The organism is Providencia sp. SP181 (assembly GCF_050446505.1).
GTDB classification, from domain to species: domain Bacteria; phylum Pseudomonadota; class Gammaproteobacteria; order Enterobacterales; family Enterobacteriaceae; genus Providencia; species Providencia vermicola.
This window is the reverse complement of the sequence record NZ_JBBPXM010000012.1, coordinates 59,784-82,109: the sequence shown is the minus strand read 5'-3', so window position 1 is coordinate 82,109 and position 22,326 is coordinate 59,784. Positions and strand designations below refer to the sequence as shown.

15 protein-coding genes and 1 riboswitch are annotated in these 22,326 nt (G+C 40.4%); of the genes, 12 read left to right on the top strand and 3 right to left on the bottom strand.

Features of this window, described 5'->3' with window-relative positions; genetic code table 11:
- Positions 1–4: 4 nt before the first annotated feature.
- From thiQ to thiB, 3 genes are read right to left on the bottom strand one after another with little or no spacing between them, the layout of a single operon-like run.
- Positions 5–709, bottom strand: coding sequence for a thiamine ABC transporter ATP-binding protein ThiQ (thiQ, locus tag AABS66_RS17580; RefSeq protein ID WP_272539803.1), 705 nt, complete (start codon positions 707–709; stop codon positions 5–7).
- Positions 702–2,306, bottom strand: a complete 1,605-nt coding sequence (gene thiP / locus AABS66_RS17575; protein ID WP_272539802.1) for a thiamine/thiamine pyrophosphate ABC transporter permease ThiP — start codon at positions 2,304–2,306, stop codon at positions 702–704. The genes thiQ and thiP overlap by 8 nt, the downstream gene beginning before the upstream one ends.
- A complete protein-coding gene (gene thiB, locus AABS66_RS17570) occupies positions 2,282–3,286 on the bottom strand; it encodes a thiamine ABC transporter substrate binding subunit (RefSeq protein WP_206083715.1) in 1,005 nt (334 codons plus the stop codon). Before thiB ends, thiP begins: the two co-directional genes overlap by 25 nt.
- A 59-nt stretch (positions 3,287–3,345) precedes the next feature.
- A riboswitch (TPP riboswitch) is annotated at positions 3,346–3,443 on the bottom strand.
- Positions 3,444–3,556: 113 nt separating this feature from the next.
- Here thiB and rppH point away from each other — a divergent pair.
- The 12 genes from rppH to recD all read left to right on the top strand — a co-directional run bounded on the left by rppH (position 3,557) and on the right by recD (position 22,296).
- Positions 3,557–4,090, top strand: a complete 534-nt coding sequence (rppH, locus tag AABS66_RS17565; protein ID WP_206083716.1) for an RNA pyrophosphohydrolase — start codon at positions 3,557–3,559, stop codon at positions 4,088–4,090.
- A gap of 4 nt (positions 4,091–4,094) precedes the next feature.
- A complete protein-coding gene (gene ptsP, locus AABS66_RS17560) occupies positions 4,095–6,341 on the top strand; it encodes a phosphoenolpyruvate--protein phosphotransferase (RefSeq protein WP_430225225.1) in 2,247 nt (748 codons plus the stop codon).
- 158 nt (positions 6,342–6,499) lie between these two features.
- The gene (lgt, locus tag AABS66_RS17555) at positions 6,500–7,396 is read left to right on the top strand and encodes a prolipoprotein diacylglyceryl transferase (RefSeq protein ID WP_206083718.1); all 897 of its coding nucleotides are present in this window, start codon (positions 6,500–6,502) and stop codon (positions 7,394–7,396) included.
- Positions 7,397–7,507: 111 nt separating this feature from the next.
- Complete coding sequence (locus tag AABS66_RS17550; protein ID WP_206083719.1) at positions 7,508–8,359, top strand: thymidylate synthase; 852 nt, start codon at positions 7,508–7,510, stop codon at positions 8,357–8,359.
- Positions 8,360–8,666: 307 nt separating this feature from the next.
- Positions 8,667–9,152: a prepilin-type N-terminal cleavage/methylation domain-containing protein gene (locus AABS66_RS17545; protein ID WP_430225224.1), complete on the top strand. Its 486-nt coding sequence runs from the start codon at positions 8,667–8,669 to the stop codon at positions 9,150–9,152.
- On the top strand, positions 9,146–9,751 hold the full coding sequence (locus tag AABS66_RS17540; protein ID WP_430225223.1) for a prepilin peptidase-dependent protein: 606 nt from the start codon (positions 9,146–9,148) through the stop codon (positions 9,749–9,751). Before AABS66_RS17545 ends, AABS66_RS17540 begins: the two co-directional genes overlap by 7 nt.
- A complete protein-coding gene (locus AABS66_RS17535) occupies positions 9,751–10,188 on the top strand; it encodes a YgdB family protein (protein WP_430225222.1) in 438 nt (145 codons plus the stop codon). The genes AABS66_RS17540 and AABS66_RS17535 overlap by 1 nt, the downstream gene beginning before the upstream one ends.
- Positions 10,185–10,571 (top strand): type IV pilus modification PilV family protein, encoded by a 387-nt coding sequence (locus AABS66_RS17530; protein WP_206083723.1) that lies wholly within the window; start codon positions 10,185–10,187, stop codon positions 10,569–10,571. Before AABS66_RS17535 ends, AABS66_RS17530 begins: the two co-directional genes overlap by 4 nt.
- On the top strand, positions 10,549–13,926 hold the full coding sequence (gene recC, locus AABS66_RS17525; protein ID WP_430225221.1) for an exodeoxyribonuclease V subunit gamma: 3,378 nt from the start codon (positions 10,549–10,551) through the stop codon (positions 13,924–13,926). Before AABS66_RS17530 ends, recC begins: the two co-directional genes overlap by 23 nt.
- A gap of 17 nt (positions 13,927–13,943) precedes the next feature.
- Positions 13,944–16,841, top strand: a complete 2,898-nt coding sequence (gene ptrA / locus AABS66_RS17520) for a pitrilysin (protein ID WP_272539795.1) — start codon at positions 13,944–13,946, stop codon at positions 16,839–16,841.
- Positions 16,838–20,449: an exodeoxyribonuclease V subunit beta gene (recB, locus tag AABS66_RS17515; protein WP_430225220.1), complete on the top strand. Its 3,612-nt coding sequence runs from the start codon at positions 16,838–16,840 to the stop codon at positions 20,447–20,449. The genes ptrA and recB overlap by 4 nt, the downstream gene beginning before the upstream one ends.
- Entirely contained in the window at positions 20,449–22,296 is a 1,848-nt protein-coding gene (gene recD / locus AABS66_RS17510) for an exodeoxyribonuclease V subunit alpha (protein ID WP_430225219.1), read from the top strand. The genes recB and recD overlap by 1 nt, the downstream gene beginning before the upstream one ends.
- Positions 22,297–22,326 lie beyond the last annotated feature (30 nt).

The window sequence follows — 22,326 nt, the reverse complement described above, 5'->3', positions numbered from 1 at the left end:
AGTATTAATTGGTATTGGTGACACGAAGAAGCGCAGAGGCTGCGCTTTGCCCTTGCAATAAAACCTGTGTATCGCCGTCATAGGCAATTTCACCCGCAGCTACCACTAAGGTTCTTGGTGCGATTTGCAGGGCATCGTCCACATTATGAGATACCATTAATAGTGTGATGGATTTTTCCATACAGACTGTTTTTAACAACGTAAGCATTTCATGGCGAAGCGCAGGGTCGAGGGCTGAAAAAGGTTCATCAAGTAATAAGATCGGTTGATTGCGAACCAAGCAGCGAGCCAGTGCAGCACGTTGGCGCTGTCCTCCTGAAAGCTGTGCGGGCAAGCGGTCTAAGTACTCAGTTAGGCTGACATGGGCTGCAATTTGTTCGACGACCTGCATTTGCTTTGTGCTTAAACACAGGCTTGGCTGCAAACCGAGGCCGATATTTTGCCGTATCGTTAAGTGTGCGAATAAATTGTTTTCTTGAAATAGCATGGAAACAGGGCGTTGTGCTGGCGGGGTAAAGGTATGATCTTGCCCATTAAGTTCTATCGTGCCTGTTTTGGGAAACTGAAAACCGCTGATTAAGCTTAGTAACGTACTTTTTCCCGCCCCACTTGGCCCCATAATCGCGACACATTCCCCTGATGTTACTGAAAAATCAAATGACATCGTTAAGTTATCATATTGGTAGTCTAAATTTGTCAGTTTAATCATGGTGTTTTCCTGAAATACGTTCGAGCAGGCTAAATAAACAAAAACACAGTAATAACAGTAGCATCGCTGTTACTGCACCATCGTTGGTGCGATACGCCCCAATTTGTTGGTACAAATAATAGGGAAGTGTGCGGAAATTTTCATTGCCAAACAGGGCGACGATGCCAAAATCCCCCACCGAAATCACACAGGCGAATGCGAGTGCTTGGGCAATAGGTTTGCGTAACGCTTTGAGTTCGATAATTTTAAAACGGTTAAACCCTGTTATTGCCAAGGATTGGCATAAAGGATTATATCGCTCCGCGGTGTCTCTCATTGGGTTTTCTAGGACTTTTAAGGCATACGGGATAGCCAACAAGGCATTGGTCATGATCACTAAGGGATAGGGTGACTCGGGTAGTCCAATGGTTTCATTGAAAAAGATAAAAAATCCCGTTGCAAGTACAATCCCAGGCATGGCTAAAATAATTAAACCACTTAATTCAATCGCTTGTCCAAGTCGCATTGCGTGGCGTAAACGCAGCTCACGGCTACTCCAAAGCAACATCAAAGTGAGAATCACACAGACTACACCTGCGCATAGTGCAATAAAAAGGGATGTTCCTGTGGCTTGCCATAATGCAGGTTGCTGTAAAACAGAGAATAACTGCCCGTTTAAACCATCAAAAAACACTGCAAGCAGCGGGGGAAGTAGCAATAGCATCGCCGTCACAATTAATAAACAGTCACGAATACGGCGAAAAAGGGTATCTGCGGGGTCTACCCACCGCGTTTGTTGGCTAAAACCAACAGAAAATAAGTTATTGATTTTTTGGCAGATAAACATCAATCCAATACAGAAAAACAATTGGATGAGCGCCAAAATTGTGGCTCTACCAAGGTCAAAATCATAATTAAGCGCTTGATAGATTGCGAGCTCAATCGTTGTTGCCGCAGGGCCACCACCTAAAGCGAGTACGGTGGCAAAACTGGCAAAGCACAACATAAAGATCAGTGCGGCAGTTGGTAGAATTTGCCTACGTAAATAAGGCCATTCTAAGATCTTAAACTGCTGCCACTCATTAAAACCTAATTGTGCGGTCAATTGCCGTTGTTCAATGGCGATGTTTTCTAAAGATTGCAGCAACATCCTTGTGGCGAGCGGCATATTAAAGAAAATATGCGCAAGTAAAATCCCCTTTAAGCCGTACGGGGAAAAGTGATATTCCACGCCTAGCCAGTGGCAAACTTTTGCCAGCCAACCTGTTTGTCCATATACCGATAAAATACCAAAAACAGCGACTAAAACGGGGAGGACAAGTGTCATCGCACAGAGGCGTATAAATAATGACCGCCCCCAAAAACGGCGGCGGTAAAGCGCTCTCGCAAGGAAAATGGCGGGAAGCACAGAAAAAACAGCCGATAAAAATGCCTGCCAAAAGGTAAAGCCAATGACATGCCATAGATAACTATCGCTGATGATGTCATCAATGGCTATTTCAGGCGCAAAAAACCAGAGCGCCCCAAAGCTGAGGAGCGCTATCGCAATTAATAAACCAGAAGCGAGAACTCCTGGCAATAAAGACAGATTAATTAACGACTGACGGCGGTTTGCCATAAACGTGTCCAATTTTGACGTTCTTTAGCCACTTCTTGTGAACTAAATTGTAAGGCTTTTTCTGGTAGAGGGAGTTGGTTGTAAACGTCTGGGAGAGGGATATCAATGACAGGGTACATCCAGTTAGTGGTCGGTAAGGTATTTTGGAAATCAGGTGTTAAAACAAATTGCAAGAATTGCTTAGCAAGTTCAGGCTGTGGGCTGTTTTTTAACCTTGCAGCAACTTCCACTTGCATGTAATGGCCTTCATTAAATAATGCCGCGGCATAATTATCTTTTTTATCATTTAGCATCTGGTAGCCTGGCGATGAGGTATAACTCAGAACAAAATCCCCTTCACCTTTTAAGAATAAACCGTATGCTTCGCTCCAACCTTTGGTGACCGTTAGGGTTTTTCCTGCCATTTTTTTCCATGCATCAGCGGATTTATCACCATATAGTTTTTCAATCCATAACATCAGCCCAAGTCCTGGTGTACTGGTGCGTGGGTCTTGGTAGATGATTTTCCAGTTATTTTTGCTGTTTAATAGCGCATCCATGCTTGCGGGAGGTTGCTGGATTTTATTCTTGTCATAAATGAATGCAAAATATCCATAGTCATAAGGAATGAAAACAGAGCTATCCCATGCAATGGGTAATTTTAGTGCGGTTGTGTCAATTTCAGCAGGGGCAAAAAGGCCTGTTTTCTCAGCTGAATCTAATAGGTTGTTATCTAGGCCTAAAATAACATCAGCTTTACTTTTCTTGCCTTCCATTCTCAAACGGTTTAACAGGGCAACACCATCACCTAACGCAACAACTTTTAATTCACAGCCACACTGAGCTTCAAAATTCTTTTTAATTTGCGGGCCTGGTCCCCACTCTGCAGCAAAGGAGTCATAGGTATAGACAGTTAGGGTTGGTTTCTCTGCCCATGCGAATTGACTCAAACTGAGTGCACTGAGGGTAAAAATCGATGCTATAATTTTGTTTTTAAACATGCTTTTTCCTGCGCTAAAAAGAGAGTGACACAGGATTTGAGAGTGAACCGATGCAGGTTTGCAGGCGGTGGCTCAAATCCCTACGCCGGTATTAACCGGATCAGGTTCTACGGGTTATTTCTCAGCCAAAATAATTTTGGCACCCCGTTGAGGCACTCACTATTGTAGAGACTTCGGACATATCTGCAAACTGTATTGATATAGGTTTACCAGTTAGGGTATGTGTGAAACAATTAGGTATCTTTCAAATTTGGTTATTGGGGTAGTCGAGTGATTGATGATGATGGCTACCGCCCGAATGTAGGAATTGTAATTTGTAATCGGCAAGGGCAGGTTCTATGGGCTCGCCGCTATGGTCAGCACTCATGGCAGTTTCCTCAAGGGGGCATCAACCCAGGGGAATCACCTGAGCAAGCGATGTATCGTGAGTTATACGAAGAAGTTGGGCTACAGCGTAAGGATGTCAGGTTACTGGCATCTACCCGTAATTGGTTACGTTACAAATTACCCAAGCGTTTGGTGCGTTGGGATACAAAACCAGTTTGTATTGGGCAGAAACAGCGTTGGTTTTTACTCCAACTGCAATGTAATGATGCCGATATAAACGTGCAGCGCAGTAAATCGCCAGAATTTGATGGCTGGCGATGGGTCAGTTATTGGTATCCTGTCAGGCAGGTGGTTTCTTTTAAACGGGAAGTTTATCGCCGTGTAATGAAAGAATTCGCTCCAGTTGTTATGCCTTTACAGGAACAAAAATTACCACAACGACCCGCATTTAATAACCGTAGGCGCGGAGCAAAGTAAGCCTATGTTGATGCGTTTACGTGAAATTGTCGAAAAAGTTGCGATGGCGACAAGTTTGACTGATGCGCTAGAAGTGTTGGTGGATGAAACCTGCAAAGCAATGCGAACCGATGTGTGTTCGATTTACTTGGCTGATCACCCCCGCCAATGCTATTACTTAATGGCAACCCGCGGGTTAAAAAAACCTAGCGGGATTGCTATTCGCCTTGGCTTTGATGAAGGTGTTGTTGGCGCTGTTGGGCGTCAATCTGAAATGCTAAACCTCGCTAATGCTCGTGAACACCCTCAATATAAATACCTTCCTCAATTAAAAGAAGAGCAGCTTAAAGCCTTTCTGGGTGTCCCTATTGTTTATCGACGTCAATTATTAGGCGTGCTTGTCGTTCAGCAAAGAGAAAAACGACTGTTTAATGAGACAGAAGAGTCTTTCATGGTGACGTTGTCGATGCAGCTTGCCGTGATTTTATCACAAGCACAAGCCAAAGGGATTTTTGGGCAGTATCGACAAAATAGAATTAAAGCTATTCCTGTTTCTCAGGGAATATCAATGGCCTATGGTTGGCAAGACAATTCACAGCCCTCTTTTGATAGCATCAGCCAAACCAGCGCCATTGATATCGATAGTGAAAAGCAACGTTTAATTGCCGCCTTAGAAAGTGCAACGGCAGAATGCCGGAGGATCAGCAAACGCTTTATGGCGAGTTCTGCAAAAGAAAGCGCAGCAATTTTTGACCTTTATAATCATTTGCTTAGTGATCCTCAGCTTAAAAAACATCTATTTACAGCCATTGATGGCGGAGCCGCTGCTGAATGGGCGGTGAAAACGGTTATTGAAAACTATGTTGAGCAATTCTCTCGTTTACGTGATCTCTATTTAAGAGAAAGGGGCGCAGATCTCAAGGCGTTAGGTCAGCGTTTATTATTTCATCTTGATGATTCGTTAACGGCGAATGAACAGTGGCCCGATCGCTTTATTTTAGTGGCTGATGAACTCAGTGCCAGTGTGCTTGCTGAGTTGCCGATGGAGCAGCTCGCGGGTGTTATTGTCCGTGATGGCGCAACGCACTCGCATTCAGCAATTTTAATCCGAGCAATGGGTATTCCCGCCATAATGGGAGCGGATATTGAACCGTCTCTACTACATAATCGCCATTTGATTTTAGATGGTTACCGTGGTGAGGTTTTCATTGAGCCCGAAAACCTAATTATTCAGGAATATCAGCAGATTATTGAAGAAGAGAATGTGATTAGTCGTTTGGCTGAGGGAACTTTAGAGCAAGATGCAACCTTAATAGGTGGTGAACAAATACAGATCCACCTAAACGCAGGGTTAAGTCCGCGCTATGAGCAGCAAATTAATACAGGGGTTGATGGTGTTGGGCTATACCGTACAGAATTACCGTTTATGCTGCACAATGGTTTTCCTTCAGAAGATGAACAAAAACAGCTATATAAAGAAGTTTTACAGTTATTTCCAACAAAGCCTGTCGTGCTACGTACCCTTGATATTGGGGCAGATAAGCAGCTTCCTTATATGCCTATTAGTGAAGAAAATCCAAGTCTAGGTTGGCGAGGGATACGCATAATGCTTGATCAGCCTGAGATTTTTTTAATTCAATTAAGGGCGATGCTACGGGCTAATGCATTATCTGGAAATTTACGCATTCTGCTGCCTATGGTGACCAGTATTAATGAAATAGATGAAGCTATTTCATTAATAAAAAGAGCGAAAGGAGAGGTCAGCCAATTGCTTGGACAGCCAGTAAAAATGCCACAAATTGGTGTAATGCTTGAAGTACCTTCGTTGTTATTTTTGTTGCCAGAGATAAAAAAACGCGTAGATTTTATTTCTATTGGTACCAATGACTTTACACAATATTTACTTGCTGTTGACCGCAATAATACACATGTTGCTGCGCTATATGATAATCTTCATCCTGCTGTTATTCGCTTTCTGGCGAAGGTCAGTGAAGAGTGTCAGCGTTTGGCGCTTCCTGTCAGTGTGTGTGGTGAGATGGCAGGCCAGCCACTCAGTGCTATGATATTAATTGCCCTTGGTTACCGCTCTTTAAGTATGAGTGGGCGAAGTGTTCCGAGGATGAAGTACCTTATTCGTCAACTTGATCCTGAGCTAATGACTGATTTGGTAGATAAATTATTAATGGCAGAAACATGTGAAAATGTTCGAAAAGAAGCGAGCTACTTTATGGAAATTCATCGCTTAGGTGGGTTTGTTCGTGGTGGAATTTAGCTTCCTTATTTTTGCGTGTTTGCGGTTAAATTATTATATTCGAGTATAAGTTACCATACCTTTTGTTGTATGCTTTTGCGCGCATTCAAATGCGTTGACGTGTATTGGATATTTTATAGCCAGCCAACTATTGGCTTAATCATTAAAAGTGGGGAACGATGAGTAACAGCTACTTAGCATTTCCGGAAATTGATCCTGTTATGTTCTCAATTGGGCCAGTATCGTTGCACTGGTATGGTTTTATGTACCTTGTTGGTTTTGTTTTCGCATTATGGTTAGCAGGGCGCCGTGCTGCAAAACCAAATAGCGGCTGGACTAAAAACGAAGTTGAAAACCTACTATATATTGGTTTTGTGGGCGTATTTGTTGGTGGTCGTCTTGGCTACGTATTTTTCTATAACCTCCCTGTTTTCCTTGATGATCCGCTTTATCTCTTTAAGGTTTGGGATGGCGGGATGTCCTTTCATGGCGGCTTAATTGGGGTGATTTGTGCCATGATGTGGTTTGCACATCGTACTCGTCGCCGTTTTCTTCAAGTTTCTGACTTTGTTGCTCCGTTAATCCCGTTTGGTTTAGGAATGGGGCGTATCGGTAACTTTATTAATGGTGAATTATGGGGACGTGTAACCCTTGATACGCCTTGGGCTTTCCTATTCCCGCATTCACGCAGCGAAGATATTCAATTGGCTGCGCAGGACCCTTCTTTATTACCGATTTTAGAGCAATATGGTGTATTACCAAGGCACCCTTCACAGCTGTATGAAATGTTCTTAGAGGGTATTGTCTTATTCCTTATCCTGAATTTATTTGTTCGTAAACCAAGGCCAATGGGGAGCGTTTCAGGGTTATTTTTAATTGGTTATGGTGCGTTTAGGATTATTGTTGAATTCTTCAGGCAACCAGATGCCCAGCTTGGGTTATTTGGCGGTATTAGTATGGGGCAAATTTTATCTATCCCAATGATAATTATTGGAATTTTAATGATTGTATGGGCATATAAATATGGTCAAAATGTCCCTGCGCATAAACCAGAAAAAGAGCCTAAAGGTAGTTAAATCACCTTGTTGTTGAGGCTAGCTTAGTATTTTAAATACAATAATTTAATTGAAAATAAGGTATTTAGTTCTAAGCTTGCCAGTTAAGTTATTTCGAATAAGAGAGCCACTATGAAGCCGTATTTAGAGTTATGCCAACGTATTATTGATGAAGGGCAATGGGTTGAAAACAAACGCACGGGCGTTCGTTGTTTAACTGTAATTAATGCCGATCTTGAATATGATGTTGGTAATAATCAGTTCCCTTTGATTACGACTCGTAAAAGCTTTTATAAAGCGGCGATTGCTGAGCTACTGGGTTATTTGCGTGGTTATGATAACGCAGCACAATTTCGTGAAATTGGTTGCAACACATGGAATGCAAATGCGAATGAAAACCAAGCTTGGCTGAATAATCCTCATCGAAAGGGGGAGGATGATATGGGCCGTGTTTATGGTGTTCAAGGTCGCTCATGGCAACGCCCAGATGGCACCCATCTTGATCAACTTCAAAAAGTGGTTAATAACTTAAAAAATGGTATTGATGACCGTGCGGAAATTATCACTTTCTATAACCCAGGTGAATTTGAAATGGGGTGCCTACGTCCTTGTATGCACACTCATACATTTTCGCTGTTAGGCGATACGCTGCATCTAACATCATATCAGCGTAGCTGTGATGTCCCGCTCGGCTTGAATTTCAATCAAGTACAATGCTTTGTTTTACTTGCATTAATGGCACGGATTACGGGTCATAAAGCAGGTAAGGCCTATCATAAAATTGTAAATGCACATATTTATGAAAATCAGTTACCGTTGATGAGAGATGTGCAATTAAAGCGTGAACCATTTCCTTCTCCTTCATTAACAATTAACCCAAAAATTAAAACGTTAGAAGATATTGAAACATGGGTAACAACAGATGACTTCACACTTGATGGGTATCAGTGTCATGAAGCTATCAAGTATCCATTTACTGTTTAATTATTCTCTTTCATAACTATGGTGGCTTGAGATGATGAGCCACCACCTACCCTATTCTTGAATACATATTTCTCCTCCTTGAGTTGCTTACACTTTACTGGTGTGTTTTATTTTGTTTTTCCTTGAGTAAAAAAACTCCACTTTTTTGGATGCTATCTATGATTTTGCGAAGCGTTTCGCAAATTGATTTAAACTCAAGTCAAAAGCTTTCATTTTTTTGGGAAGAACTATGTAAACAGAAAAACATTTACTCGTTATGTCCGCTTTTTTTAGCGAGATTCCTTCTCTATATGCATGGAGGGGGGTTATGAAAATCAAACTGGATCAAACTCAGCTAGGTTTTACATTAATAGAGATATTAGTTGTGCTATTTATTTGTTCTTTGACTGCTTTTTCGGGGCTGCATTCTTGGCAACAACACATTGAGCAACAACGGCTCATTGATACAGCGAGGCAACTGACTGAGTTTATTTATCAGCATGTAAAAGAAGGAATTTACATGAATCGAAAGCAAACTCTTTTTGTAAGATCAGGAAAAGCTGACTGGTGTATGTCCATCAAAGATTCAAACACACACCAAGAGGTAGGGAATATTACATCTGATAAATTTCAGGGAATTGAACTGGCTAGCTCAACTCGTACTTCAGTTGAGTTATATGGGAAGCAAGGCACCAGCCGCGCATTTAGTTTTCAGTTAAAGAATAAAGATAAGGTTATTTCTATTTATATGTCTGCTTTAGGGAGAGTTAGAGCCTGTTCACACTTTGGTATGGCAGGGATACCTAAATGTTGATGCTGGTAAATTGCTTAAATAAGACAAGGCAAAAAGGATTCACATTAATTGAAATGTTGGTTGCAATGGTAATAAGTAGCCTTATTTGTCTCGCTGTTATGAATAGTATCCCTTCAATCTTTAAGCAAACTTACCGCGCTTATTTTCAATATCAAATAAATAGGGACGTCAGGCAGGTTTTACTGAATATGGAAAAGGACTTTAGGCGCATTGGTTATTGCCGCAATTCTAGTTGTCTGGGAGAACCAATAATGATTAGCGCTAAATCGTTAAGTGAGGGAAAAAATACGTGTATCATTTTTGCCTATGACCAAGACTTATCAGGTGAATGGGCGGCTGTTAAGTCAAAAAAAAGAGAGACAGACTATTTTGGCTATCGGCTAAATAATGGAAAGTTAGAGTCAAACCGAAATGTTAGGGATTGTAGCGGAACAAGTTGGCAGTCATTATTAGATGCAAAATTGGTTACAGTAAAAAAATTAGCTTTTAATTGGATTGAAGGTACTCAACTACTTGAAGTTATTATGAGTGTTGAAACAAGGTTATTAGCTGGACAGCTTTTTGATTACAGAATCTCAGTAAAGCTTAGGAATTTATAATGGCAAAAATGGACAGCCAAAGAGGTAATATTGCTTTAGTGATGACAGTTATTTTAATGACTATGAGTTTGTTATTAATGAGTTCTCTTCATTTTTTTCAAAGTCGAGCTTTAGATGAGTGGCACAAAGAAACTAAATATTATCATACGTTTAACCGAGCGGAATCCGCGTTAGCGTGGGGTTTAACGCTACCTTGGGAAATAAATACAAAGAAAAAATGGTTTTGTCAGCAAAACGTAACACAAAATTGGAAAAGCTGCTTAAAGCCTTATGGTCGCTCAACTTCTATTTTATCAGGTCAAAGTTCTTATAAAGATGGTTTAGATATTAAAGTGTACCAATGGGTTGAATGGGATCCTCTGAAGCAGAGAGTTACTCCCCGTAAGAATGGCTGGTTAGATTACTGTCCTGTTCAACAAAAAGGATTTTGTTTGTGAAAATACAACAACAAGGGTTTGCATTAATAGAATCAATGATAGCTATGGTGGTTTTTGCTATCCTGCTTATCGCTTTGCTAAACTATACACAATATATCGTATTGAATTTTAATCAATTATATAAGAGTTCAATGGCTGTCAGGGAATTGCATAGTGCATTAGAAAAACAACGAATACTGGTCGATGAAATTTCGAAGACGGAAAGGTCTTTCATTGATACAGATTTACGATACTCTGTTGGAAAGATTGAGCAAAGTTACCGCTACCCAGCGGAGTTTTGCACTGAGTTGATGGTTTCATTACTTATTCCTAGGCAGCGGCTTTCGCTTAGCCGTTGGTATTGCTCAATAGGAGAGCGTCATGTTTCAAGTCTATCATTCTAACCAATTAGATTTGTTAAAAGAGCTCATTGCTCATTTAATGAAAAATGAGCCTTTATCTCATCCCTTTGAACAAGAAATCATCTTAGTGCAAAGCCCTGGAATGTCTCAGTGGTTACAGATTGAACTCGCAAAGCAATTCGGGATTGCCGCAAATATTAACTACCCGTTACCAGCGACGTTTATATGGGACATGTTCAGGCGTGTGTTGCCTGAGATACCGAAAGAAAGTGCGTATACCAAACAAGCAATGACATGGAAATTGATGACAATTTTACCCAAGGTTATTGATGATGAAGAATTTGAACCATTAAGACATTATCTACAACATGATACCGATAAACGAAAACTTCATCAGCTTGCGGGAAGGGTTGCAGACCTATTTGACCAATATCTAGTCTATCGGCCACAATGGATTGAAAAATGGCAACAAAATGAGCTAATAGAAGGGCTTAGTACTAATCAGCTATGGCAGAAAAGGTTGTGGCTATGTCTTGTTGAATACTCAAATGAATTAAATCAATCACCTTGGCATCGAGCTAACTTATACGAAAATTTTATTGATAAGCTGAGAAGTACACCTTCTTTAGGGAAAATGCTTCCTAAGCGTATTTTTATTTGCGGAATTTCATCACTCCCACCTGTTTATCTTCAAGCGTTGAATGCCATTGCGGAGCATACCGACATCCATTTAATGTTTACAAACCCTTGCCGTTATTATTGGGGGGATATTCAGAGCGCTTCTTTTTTAGCAAAATTACAACAAAGAAAATTACGTCATTATCTTGATAAACATGAGATATCGCGTTTTAAAATTGAAGAGCATGTACCTCATCTATTTAATGATGAGGGGGAGCAGGATATTGCGAATCCGCTACTGGCCTCGTGGGGGAAGCTTGGTCGAGATAATTTATATTTTATTTCTCAAATTGATACAGCAAATGAAATTTCTGCTTATGTTGATACAAATAGAGCGAGCCTGCTAGAAAATATTCAGCAAGATATTTTAGATCTTGAGGATCACGCACAACTTGGTACGACAATAGAAAACTATAAAACAAGTCAAGGAAAAGGGCTAATACATAAAGGGGATAATTCTATTTCGTTCCATTTGTGTCATAGCGCCCAACGTGAAGTTGAGGTGTTGCAAGATCATCTGCTGTCTATTTTTGAAGAAGACCCATCATTAACGCCAAGAGATGTCATTGTTATGGTGGCAGATATAGACAGTTACGCACCGTATATTCAAGCTGTTTTTGGTAATACAACATCTTCACACTATATCCCTTTTTCTATTTCTGACAGGAAAGCATTACAAGCTCACCCAATTTTGCAGGCGTTTATCACATTGTTAGATTTGCCACAAAGTCGGTTTTCTACGGAACAAGTACTTAGTTTACTTGAGGTTAAGGCTTTTTCTCAGCGTTTTGGGATTGATGAAAGTGAATTAAGTTTGCTACGACGTTGGGTGAACGAGTCAGGGATCCGCTGGGGGCTTGACGACGATAATGTACGTTCATTTGCTTTACCCGTTATAGGGCAAAATACGTGGCAATTTGGTTTAAGTCGAATGCTATTGGGGTATGCCATGGATAGTCGAAATGGCCCATGGAATGGTATTTTGCCTTACGATGAGTGTAGTGGGTTAGCTGCTCAACTAGCAGGGAAATTGGCTTTATTAATTAATACATTAAGAGAATGGCGTGCCATATTAGCGTTAGAAAAAACGCTTAATGAATGGAAAGAGCTTTGTCAGCAACTTATTGATAGTTGTTTTATAGTTGATAGTGAAACTGAGCTCGTCTTAGCCCTTTTAACCAGCCAATGGCATCAAATTATTGAAAATGCGATGGTGTCAGGTTATGAAGAATCAATTTCACTTCGTTTGATTAGGGACGAGCTTTCAGTACGCTTTGATGATGAAAAAATTAGTCAGCGCTTCTTAGCAGGAGCCGTTAACTTTTGTACATTGATGCCAATGCGTTCTGTTCCATTTAAAGTCGTGTGTTTGCTGGGGATGAACGATGGAGCCTATCCACGAAGTATTCCACCATTGGGTTTTGATTTAATGGCAGAGAAGCCTGCAAGAGGGGATAGAAAGCGTCGGGATGATGACCGTTACCTCTTTTTAGAAGCGCTAAATTCAGCAAGTAACCAGCTGTATATTAGCTATATCGGGCTTTCAATTCGAGATAATCAACCATGCAATCCATCTGTCTTAGTGACGGAGCTACTCGATTATATTTGTCAAAGTTTCTGCTTAGAAGGTGATGAGCTACTCAATATCGATGATAGTTCTAAGCGTCTAAGATCCCATCTGGTTATTCAACACAATCGGGTTCCTTTTGCGAAAGAAAACTATCTTCCTCAAGACCCTTATCAAAGTTTTGCTAAAGAGTGGTTACCTGCAGCGAAGATGACAGAGAATGTAGACACCTCTTTTTGCTCAGTTCTTCAAGATCCAGAAGAAAAAATTACGCATATTTCTTTAGAGCAGCTTTTACGTTTTTATCGTCATCCTATTCGTGCATTTTTCCAGCAACGTCTGAAAGTCCATTTCTCAATTGAAGATACCGAGCTCCCCGAGGAAGAACCTTTTATCCTTGGGCGGCTACAACGCTATAAAATTAACGACCAAATTTTAGATTTGCTCGTCAAAGAGGAAAGCCCTGATCCTTTTTATCATGCACTTAAAGCATCAGGGCAGCTGCCAGCGAAACAATTTGGTCAGCTTGTTTGGGAACAACAACTTAACGAGATTATTCCATTAGCTGAAAAAATAAAAGATTATAAAGTTCAACCGTTTGATTATCCGATAGATTGTGAAATTGAAGGGATCAAATTGACAGGGCAACTTCAGAATGTGCACGAAGCAGGTATATTACGTTATCGTCCAGCTTATCTAACTGCGAATGATGGAATGCAGTTATGGATTGAGCATCTTCTTTTTAATGCTCAAGTTGGCGAAGGAGAGAGCATTGCATTGGGGCGCGATAACAGTATTTGGCAGTTTTCATCCATCGAAAAAGACGATGCATTAGGTTACTTAAAAAGCTTAGTAAAAGGTTATTGTGAAGGGTTAAACTCCCCATTAATTCTTTTAAACCAAAGTGGTTGGAGTTGGTTAAATGCATGTTTTGATAAAAAAACGAAGCAATATGATTTCGTTTCAGAGGATAACCAACAAAAAGCACTATCAGCCTTAATTCAAAGTCTCCAAGGGAGTTCGATGAAAAAAGGCGAGATAGAAGATGATTACGTGTTGAGGGCTTGTAGAAACTTGAATAGTACAATGATTCAATCGCTGTTACAGAATACTCAGCGTTTTTTACAGCCAATGACTAAATATTTAAAATAACGGGAGTGCATTATAGGATGCAATATTTATCCAAAAAAATCGCCCAACTATTCTTATTATTCATAGTATTAGGGTGTGGTAGTGCTATTGCCGCTCAACCATTATGGCAATTGTTACCTGAGACGATTAATAAGAGTGAGAGCGACCCTCGCGAGTATAAGGCAATAAAACTGAATAACGATATGACGGTTTTATTGGTGTCTGATGCTAAAGCAACAAAATCATTAGCAGCCGTTTCTATACCTGTAGGAAGTATTGAAAATCCAGATAGCCAGCTAGGGTTAGCTCACTATTTAGAACATATGGTATTGATGGGCTCTAAAAAATACCCAGAACCAAGTAGCTTTTCTGAATTCTTACAAAAACACGGCGGTAGCCATAATGCCAGTACTGCACCACACCGAACAGCATACTATTTTGAAGTGGAGAACGGCGCATTAAAAGAAGCGACTGATAGATTAGCTGATGCATTAGCAGAGCCGTTATTAGATCCTACTAATGCAGATAGAGAGCGTAATGCAGTTAATGCAGAATTAACGATGGCGCGTTCTCGCGATGGAATGCGTATATGGCAAGTACGTTCTGAAACACTAAACCCACAACATCCTAACTCTCGTTTTTCTGGCGGAAATTTAGATACATTAAAAGATAAGCCTAACAGTAAATTACAGGATGAACTTGTTGGTTTTTATAAACATTATTATTCAGCGAATTTGATGAATGGTGTTCTTTATGGTGATCAATCAATTGAATCTCTTGCCAATATAGCGCAAGAAACGTTTGGTCGTATTCCTAATTTTAATGCCAGTGTTCCTGCCATTAATACTCAAGCGGTTACGGATAAAGAAAAAGGCATTATTATTCATTACGTGCCAGCGCAGCCACAAAAGGCGATTCAAATTGAATTTAGTATTAAAAACAATATGGCGGATTTTCGCAGTAAAAGTGATAGCTATATTAGTTACCTACTTGGGAATCGTAGCCCTGGAACATTAGCTGATTGGTTAATTTCGCAGGGTTTAGCTGAAGGAATAAGTGCATCAGCATCACCAAACGCGGATAGAAATTATGGTTCTTTCTCGATTTATGTCACTTTAACGGATAAGGGGTTACAGGAACGAGACCAGATTATTGCCGCTATTTTCTCCTATATAGAGCTAATCAAAAATGATGGTATAAGCAAAAGCTATTTTGATGAAATTGCAAAAGTGCTTAACTTATCTTTTCGCTATGGTTCGGTTGTTAGGGATATGAACTACATCGAGTGGTTGTCTGACCAAATGATCGATGTTCCTGTTAATCATGTGCTTGATTCTGATTATATTGCAGATAAATATGATCCCGCAGCCATTAAGCAACGTCTATCCGAGTTGACCGCAAAAAATGCAAGAATCTGGTTTATTAGCCCTGATGAACCAAGCAATAAAAAAGCGTATTTTGTTGAAGCGCCCTATCAAGTGGATCAGGTCACGCAAAAACAGTTTGAAAATTGGGATAGTTTAGAGTCTAAAATGCACTTTAAACTGCCAGCATTAAACCCTTACATTGCGGATAAACTACCCTTAATTAAACCTGAAAAAGCTTATAAACACCCTGAGTTTATTTATCAAAATGGAAATACTCGTGTGTTATATATGCCAAGCCAATATTTTGCTGATGAACCTAAAGCAAGTATCACATTGTCTTTACGTACAAAGCTAGGTAATCAGAGTGCGAAAGATCAAGTAACAGGGGCATTACTGCAATATATTTCGTCATTAAAAATGGATGAGCTGCAATATCAAGCATCCGTTGCGGGTATGTCTGTTTCTGTTTCACAAGATATTGGTTTACAGCTCAATGCGAGTGGTTATACGCAACATTTACCAGAACTCTTTTTATCAATGACTAAGCTGTATTTAAGCTTTGAGCCAACAGAGCAAGAGTTAGCACAGGCAAAATCTTGGTATAAGGAACAAATAGCCGTTGCAAATAATGCTAAAGCTTATGAATTGGCAATGCAGCCTCTTCAGCGCATTAATAGCGTACCTTACTTTGAACAAGAGCAACGTCTTGCTGAGTTGGGCAAAATATCGTTAGGTGATTTGACTCATTATCGTCAACTATTGGTGAAAAGCGCAGCATTACAAGCCCTCGTTTTCGGTAACATGAGTGAGTCGCAAAGTATCAAAACAATTCAGGATGCTCAAAAGTTATTACACAGTGAGGGTACTGAATGGTGGCGTGGTGATGTGGTTGTTATTGATAAAAACTATTTAGCTGACTTCCATAAACAAGGGAATAGTACCGATAACGCACTTGCTGAAATCTTTGTCCCAGATGGCTATAGTCGCATAGATGGCGCAGTGCTGTCAGGTATTTTAGCGAAGGTTATTCAGCCTTGGTTTTATGATCAATTAAGGACTAATGAACAGCTAGGTTATGCGGTATTTGCATTTAAATCTGGCTTAGGTGACCAGTGGGGAATGGGCTTTTTATTACAAAGTAATGCCAAGACACCCGATTACCTTAACATGCGCTATCAAGCGTTTTATGCTCAGGCATTAGATAAACTTAAAAAGCTGCCAGTTGAAGAGTTTAGTCAGTATAAACAATCAATTATTACTGAAATGAACCAGCCACCACAGACATTTTATGAAGAGCTTGGGCGTTATTCATCAGACTTCTCACGTAATATTTTTAGTTTTGACACCCGTGAGAAAGTTTTGTTGGCTTTAGGGGCTGCAACGAAAGAGCAAGTCATTGAATATTACGAAAATGCAGTCATTAGGCGAAAAGGGCTAGCATTAACATCTCAAGTCATTGGTCAAGGCGTGGATGCGAAGTCTGGTTTTGCTCAACTGAAAGATTGGGTGTTTTACCCAACAGCTTCAGAGTTACAAAAGATTTTGCCAATAAAGGAAGATGCTGAGTGAATAAAGTGCAGGTAGAGTCCCAACTATTAAATGTATTTTCTTTACCATTAAGTGGACAAAGATTAATAGAAGCTTCTGCGGGAACAGGGAAGACATATACTATTGGTATACTCTATCTGCGGCTTTTATTAGGTCTAGGGGGGGGAAATGCGTTCCCTAGACCGCTTAGCGTTGAAGAAATATTAGTGGTGACATTCACTGAGGCTGCAACAAATGAATTACGTGGACGAATACGTCAGCGAATTCATGAAATGCGTTTGGTTTGCTTAAGGAATGGCGTTGGGTTTGAATCTCAACCTGAATATTTGGAGTTGCTTGGTGAGCTTTCAGGTGAAGAACAATTAAAATTTGCACAAGAGTGGTTATTGGCGGCTGAACGGCAAATGGATGAGGCTGCTATTTATACTATCCATGGGTTTTGCCAAAGGATGCTAGTGCATAATGCATTTGAATCTGGTGTACTCTTTGAGCAAACAATGATCCAAGATGAATTTCCAATTCAAAAGCAAGCCTGTGCAGACTTTTGGCGACGCCACTTTTATCCGCTTGATTACTCAATGGCTAAAGTCGTGCAGTCCGAATGGAATGGCCCTGAGTCTCTTTTAGCTGAAATAAGGCCTTTCTTACAAGGGGATATGCCGCTTATTATTAATCAGCCTAGGGTTCAAGAGTCTTTGGAGGAACGGCATCAGCGCATAATTTCCCTTATTGAATCGGTGAAACTATCTTGGCGAGAAAATGCAGGGGATTTTGAAAAACTCATTACAGGCTCTGACGTTGATAAACGAAGCTACAGTTCTCGTTTTTTACCAGGTTGGTTAACCAAAATAGGCCTGTGGGCGGAAGAAATCACCCAAGATTATGATCTTCCAAAAGATCTTGTTCGTTTTTCTCAAACGGTATTACATGAAAAATCAAAAAGTGGGCAGGGCCCTGAGCATGCGGTTTTTCAGCAAATTGAGGTGTTACTCACTCAATCACTCACGTTGAAAGATATTGTGATCCCATTAGCGATTTCAGAAGTTAGGCAAACTATTGCTGATGAAAAACATCGTCGCGGGGAAATGGGGTTCGATGATCTTTTAACGCGTTTAGACCGTGCGCTGAGTCATGATGGTGGTAAGTTCTTAGCACAGACGATTAGCCAGCGTTTTCCTGTTGCAATGATTGATGAGTTTCAAGATACAGATGCACAGCAATACCGTATTTTTCAGCGAATTTATCAAGGTGTTGATAATACAGTTCTTTTATTTATTGGTGATCCGAAACAAGCCATCTATGCCTTTCGTGGCGCAGATATTTTTACCTATATTGAAGCGAAAAAAGAAGTTAGTGCTCACTACACATTAGAAACCAACTATCGCTCATCACAAAGTATGGTTGAAGCCATAAATCGTGTGTTTAGCCATTGCCAATCGCCTTTTATTTTTGAACAAATTCCATTTCAGCCCGTTAACTTTGCACAACAAAATGTAGGGAAAAAACTGGTCAACAGAGGTAATGAGGTAAAAGCTCTCACTTTTTGGCAGTTAGATGCAGAAGCTGTCTCTGTTTCTGAATATGAATATGGAATGGCGAAACAATGTGCAGCGCAAATTGCACAATACCTGCAAGGTGGGCTCGAAGGTAAAACATACTTCGTGAATAATGAGCAACAGGTTTCAGTTTCCGCTTCAGATATTACCGTATTGGTACGCAGCCGCCGTGAAGCAGTATTAATTAGAGATGCCTTAAATCAGCTAAATATTCCTTCAGTTTTTCAATCAAATAGGGAAAGTGTATTTTCAACACCTGAAGCGAGGGATTTATTGTGGCTGCTACAGGCAGTGTTGACTCCTGAAAAAGAGCGCGTGCTACGAAGTGCATTAGCGACAGGGATTTTAGGGCTAACCGCCAAAGAGATTGATGAACTCAACCATGATGAAAAAGCATGGGAAAATCTCGTTGATGAATTCTCTCGCTATTCTACCGTCTGGCAAAAACGAGGTGTATTGCCAATGTTGAGAATGATAATGTCACAGCGCCATATTGCTGAAACATTATTATCTGCAATTGATGGTGAAAGGCGTTTGATGGATGTTATGCATATCGGTGAGCTATTGCAGGAAATGTCAGTTCAACTTGAAGGTGAGCACACACTAACGCGCTGGTTAGCACAACAAATTGCTCATCCCGACCACCAATCGGACGCGCAGCAGATGCGCTTGGAAAGCGATAAGCACCTTGTTCAAATTAGTACAATCCACAAGTCAAAAGGCCTTGAATATAAAATTGTGTGGTTACCTTTCGCTAGCAATTTCTTACCGCAATCTAAAGGCTTATATCATGATAGGAATGATTATGGTACGAGGTTAGATTTAGAAGATAGTGAAGAAACCGTTATTTTAGCAGATGAAGAACGTTTAGCTGAAGATCTCCGTTTGTTGTATGTAGCACTAACTCGTGCAATTTACCATTGTAGTGTCGGTATTGCTCCGTTAATAAAGGGAAATAGAAAGAAAAGTGGTGAAACGGATTTACATTTATCAGCCCTTGGCTACGTTATCCAAAAAGGAGAGCCAGGTGATCATCTGCTGCTAAATAGTATGTTAAATGAGATTGGCAATGAGATTATTGACGTTATTCCTATTGGTCAGTTTGAATCCGAAAGACTTGTGTTAGACAAAGAAACTCATGGCGATTTAATGGCGAGGGAACTAACTCGTTACTTTGATGATCACTGGCGGGTAACCAGCTATTCAGGGCTTAGTTATGGGGCTAGCCATTCAGAAGATGGGCAAACAGTCTCTCCGTTACAGTTTGCAAACTCATTGGCACCTAAAATGGATGTCGAAGTGAGTATTGATCTCGAACAACAAGACGATGAAATCGATAATATCTTAACTCCTCATCAGTTTCCTAAAGGAGCATCACCAGGAACTTTCCTGCATACCTTGATGGAGGAAATTGGCTTTAGCGAGCCAGTTTCACTCGAGTGGTTAACTGAAAAGCTTGAAGGTTCGGGGTTTGATGTTAAATGGGCGCCCATGTTGCAAGAATGGCTAAAAGCAATCGTAGATGCTCCCCTTTCTGACGACGGGCTTTGTTTATCCGTATTGCCGCTACAAGATCAGCTTGATGAAATGCAGTTTTATTTGCCCATTGACGCCATCATTAATGCGAAAAGCTTAGATAACGTAACGCATCGCTATGATCCGTTATCTAAGCAATGTCCGCCATTGAATTTTGAAAAAGTGCAGGGGATTTTAAAAGGCTTTATCGATTTAACTTTTTATTGGAATGGAAAATTCTATTTACTTGATTATAAATCGAATTACCTTGGTGAAGATGCTTCATTCTACACGCAAGAAGCGATGGCTGAAGCAATGATTGACCACCGCTATGATTTACAATATCAATTGTATTCCTTAGCGCTACATCGCTATTTAAAACAGCGCTTACCTGACTACGATTATGAAACGCATTTTGGTGGTGTGTATTATCTCTTTTTAAGAGGAGTTGATAGCGTTAATTCACAGAATGGTATTTTCTTTTATCGCCCAGTAAAAGCGTTTATTCAAGCTATCGATCAACTGTTTAGCGATACACCTGTTAAGGAGGCATGCTAATGAAATCTCTTTTTAATCGAGGGATTGAAGAGCGAATTTTTATGCCTTTAGATGTGCAATTTGCTTACAGTATTGCTGATGAAAACAATCCCATTTTATTGGTTGTTGCTGCGCTTTTGAGTGCGGAAACCATGACAGGACATGTGTGTTTAGCATTATCTGACGTGACATTGGATAACCTATTTTCAGGGCGTCATCAAGAGCTTGCAAATGATTTTTGGCAAAGAATGGGGCAGCCTGACAAAAAAACACTTTATCAAGCTGTGCAAAATGCACATGCGGTCTCTTTAACATCAGAAAATAGCCTCTCCCCGTTATTGCTTTCGGGGGATTATTTATATTTTCAACGTATGTGGCAGTATGAGCAGTGTGTTGCTCATTTTTTCTCTAACAGGTCAGTGAAAAATAGTCAGAATCAACAAATTCAATCCGTGTTAGATACTCTCTTTCCTATTTCAGGAAGTATTGATTGGCAAAAAATTGCAGCAGCAGTTGCTGTAACCAGTCAGGTTTCCATTATTTCAGGGGGGCCAGGTACGGGAAAAACCACGACAGTTGCCTGTATACTGGCTGCTTTAATTAAGCTGGAAATGCAAAAAGAGAATCAGTTAAAGATTGAGCTGGCGGCTCCAACAGGGAAAGCCGCAGCAAGGTTAACGGAATCCCTTGGTAATGCGATGAAAGGCATGCCACTGACCGAAAAAGAGCGTGAGATTTTGCCAAGTCAAGCAAAGACGTTGCATCGATTATTAGGGGCTCAACCAGAAAGTCAACAATTTCGCTTTAATCGCAATAATTTATTGTCATTGGATGTCTTAATTATCGATGAAGCATCGATGGTTGATTTACCGATGATGGCAAAATTGATTGAGGCACTACCCGAACAGGCAAAATTGATATTTCTAGGGGATAAAGACCAGCTTGCATCAGTAGAAGCAGGGGCGGTACTCGGAGATATCTGCCAGTTTGCAGATATTGGCTATAGTCCTGAAAGAGCGAAGCAATTGGCAGAAATTACAGGTTATTCATTAGGTGAATACTCGTCGGTTGAAGGCCCTGTTATTCGTGATAGTTTGTGCTTATTACGCAAAAGTTATCGTTTTTCAGCGCAATCAGGTATTGGGCAACTCGCTTTTGCTGTTAACGACGGCAATTCCACTCGGGCTCAAAAGCTGTTAAACCAAGGGTTAGTGGATGTGCATAATTATGTACAAGAAACCGCAGATGATTATGTGAAAATTTTATTTGATGCTTCAGCTTGCTATGAAGATTACTTACTTGCGGTGAAAGCAAATAAAACGCCTGAAGAAATTTTATCTAAGTTTAATCAATATCGGTTGTTAACCGCGCTAAGAGAAGGGCCTTTTGGTGTCGTTGGGCTAAACGATAAACTAGAAAAGCTACTTCATCGTCAAGGGCTAATCAATCGGCCTTATAATCATTTGAATAAACATTATGCAGGTCGGCCTATAATGATCAGCCGTAATGATAGCCCATTAGGGCTTTTTAATGGCGATATTGGCATTATTTTACCTGATGAAGAAGGCGCACTTAGAGCTTATTTTCAGTTTCCTGATGGGAGTATTCGCGGAGTTCAGCCAAATCGACTTCCTTCACATGAAACCGCTTATGTGATGACGGTTCATAAATCACAAGGTTCGGAATTTACTCATACCGCATTCGTTTTACCCCAATTATATTCACCCGTTATTACTCGGGAATTGGTATACACCGCAATCACCCGAGCAAAAAAAGAACTTTCCCTTTATAGCAACCCGAAGATATTACGTCGGGCAATCGAAACACCAACAAAACGCCGTAGTGGGCTAACGAGACAGTTAGTGTAACCATGACAAGTGATAGTATAGGTAATAAAA

What these genes read in the sequence shown, in the direction of transcription:
- AABS66_RS17540 (WP_430225223.1), top strand. Translation starts at nt 9,146, where the DNA reads ATGTTGATGCTGGTAAATTGCTTAAATAAGACAAGGCAAAAAGGATTC.
- thiP (WP_272539802.1), bottom strand. Translation starts at nt 2,306, where the DNA reads ATGGCAAACCGCCGTCAGTCGTTAATTAATCTGTCTTTATTGCCAGGA.
- AABS66_RS17535 (WP_430225222.1), top strand. Translation starts at nt 9,751, where the DNA reads ATGGCAAAAATGGACAGCCAAAGAGGTAATATTGCTTTAGTGATGACA.
- thiB (WP_206083715.1), bottom strand. Translation starts at nt 3,286, where the DNA reads ATGTTTAAAAACAAAATTATAGCATCGATTTTTACCCTCAGTGCACTC.
- AABS66_RS17545 (WP_430225224.1), top strand. Translation starts at nt 8,667, where the DNA reads ATGAAAATCAAACTGGATCAAACTCAGCTAGGTTTTACATTAATAGAG.
- ptrA (WP_272539795.1), top strand. Translation starts at nt 13,944, where the DNA reads ATGCAATATTTATCCAAAAAAATCGCCCAACTATTCTTATTATTCATA.
- recC (WP_430225221.1), top strand. Translation starts at nt 10,549, where the DNA reads ATGTTTCAAGTCTATCATTCTAACCAATTAGATTTGTTAAAAGAGCTC.
- ptsP (WP_430225225.1), top strand. Translation starts at nt 4,095, where the DNA reads ATGTTGATGCGTTTACGTGAAATTGTCGAAAAAGTTGCGATGGCGACA.
- thiQ (WP_272539803.1), bottom strand. Translation starts at nt 709, where the DNA reads ATGATTAAACTGACAAATTTAGACTACCAATATGATAACTTAACGATG.
- AABS66_RS17550 (WP_206083719.1), top strand. Translation starts at nt 7,508, where the DNA reads ATGAAGCCGTATTTAGAGTTATGCCAACGTATTATTGATGAAGGGCAA.
- recD (WP_430225219.1), top strand. Translation starts at nt 20,449, where the DNA reads ATGAAATCTCTTTTTAATCGAGGGATTGAAGAGCGAATTTTTATGCCT.
- lgt (WP_206083718.1), top strand. Translation starts at nt 6,500, where the DNA reads ATGAGTAACAGCTACTTAGCATTTCCGGAAATTGATCCTGTTATGTTC.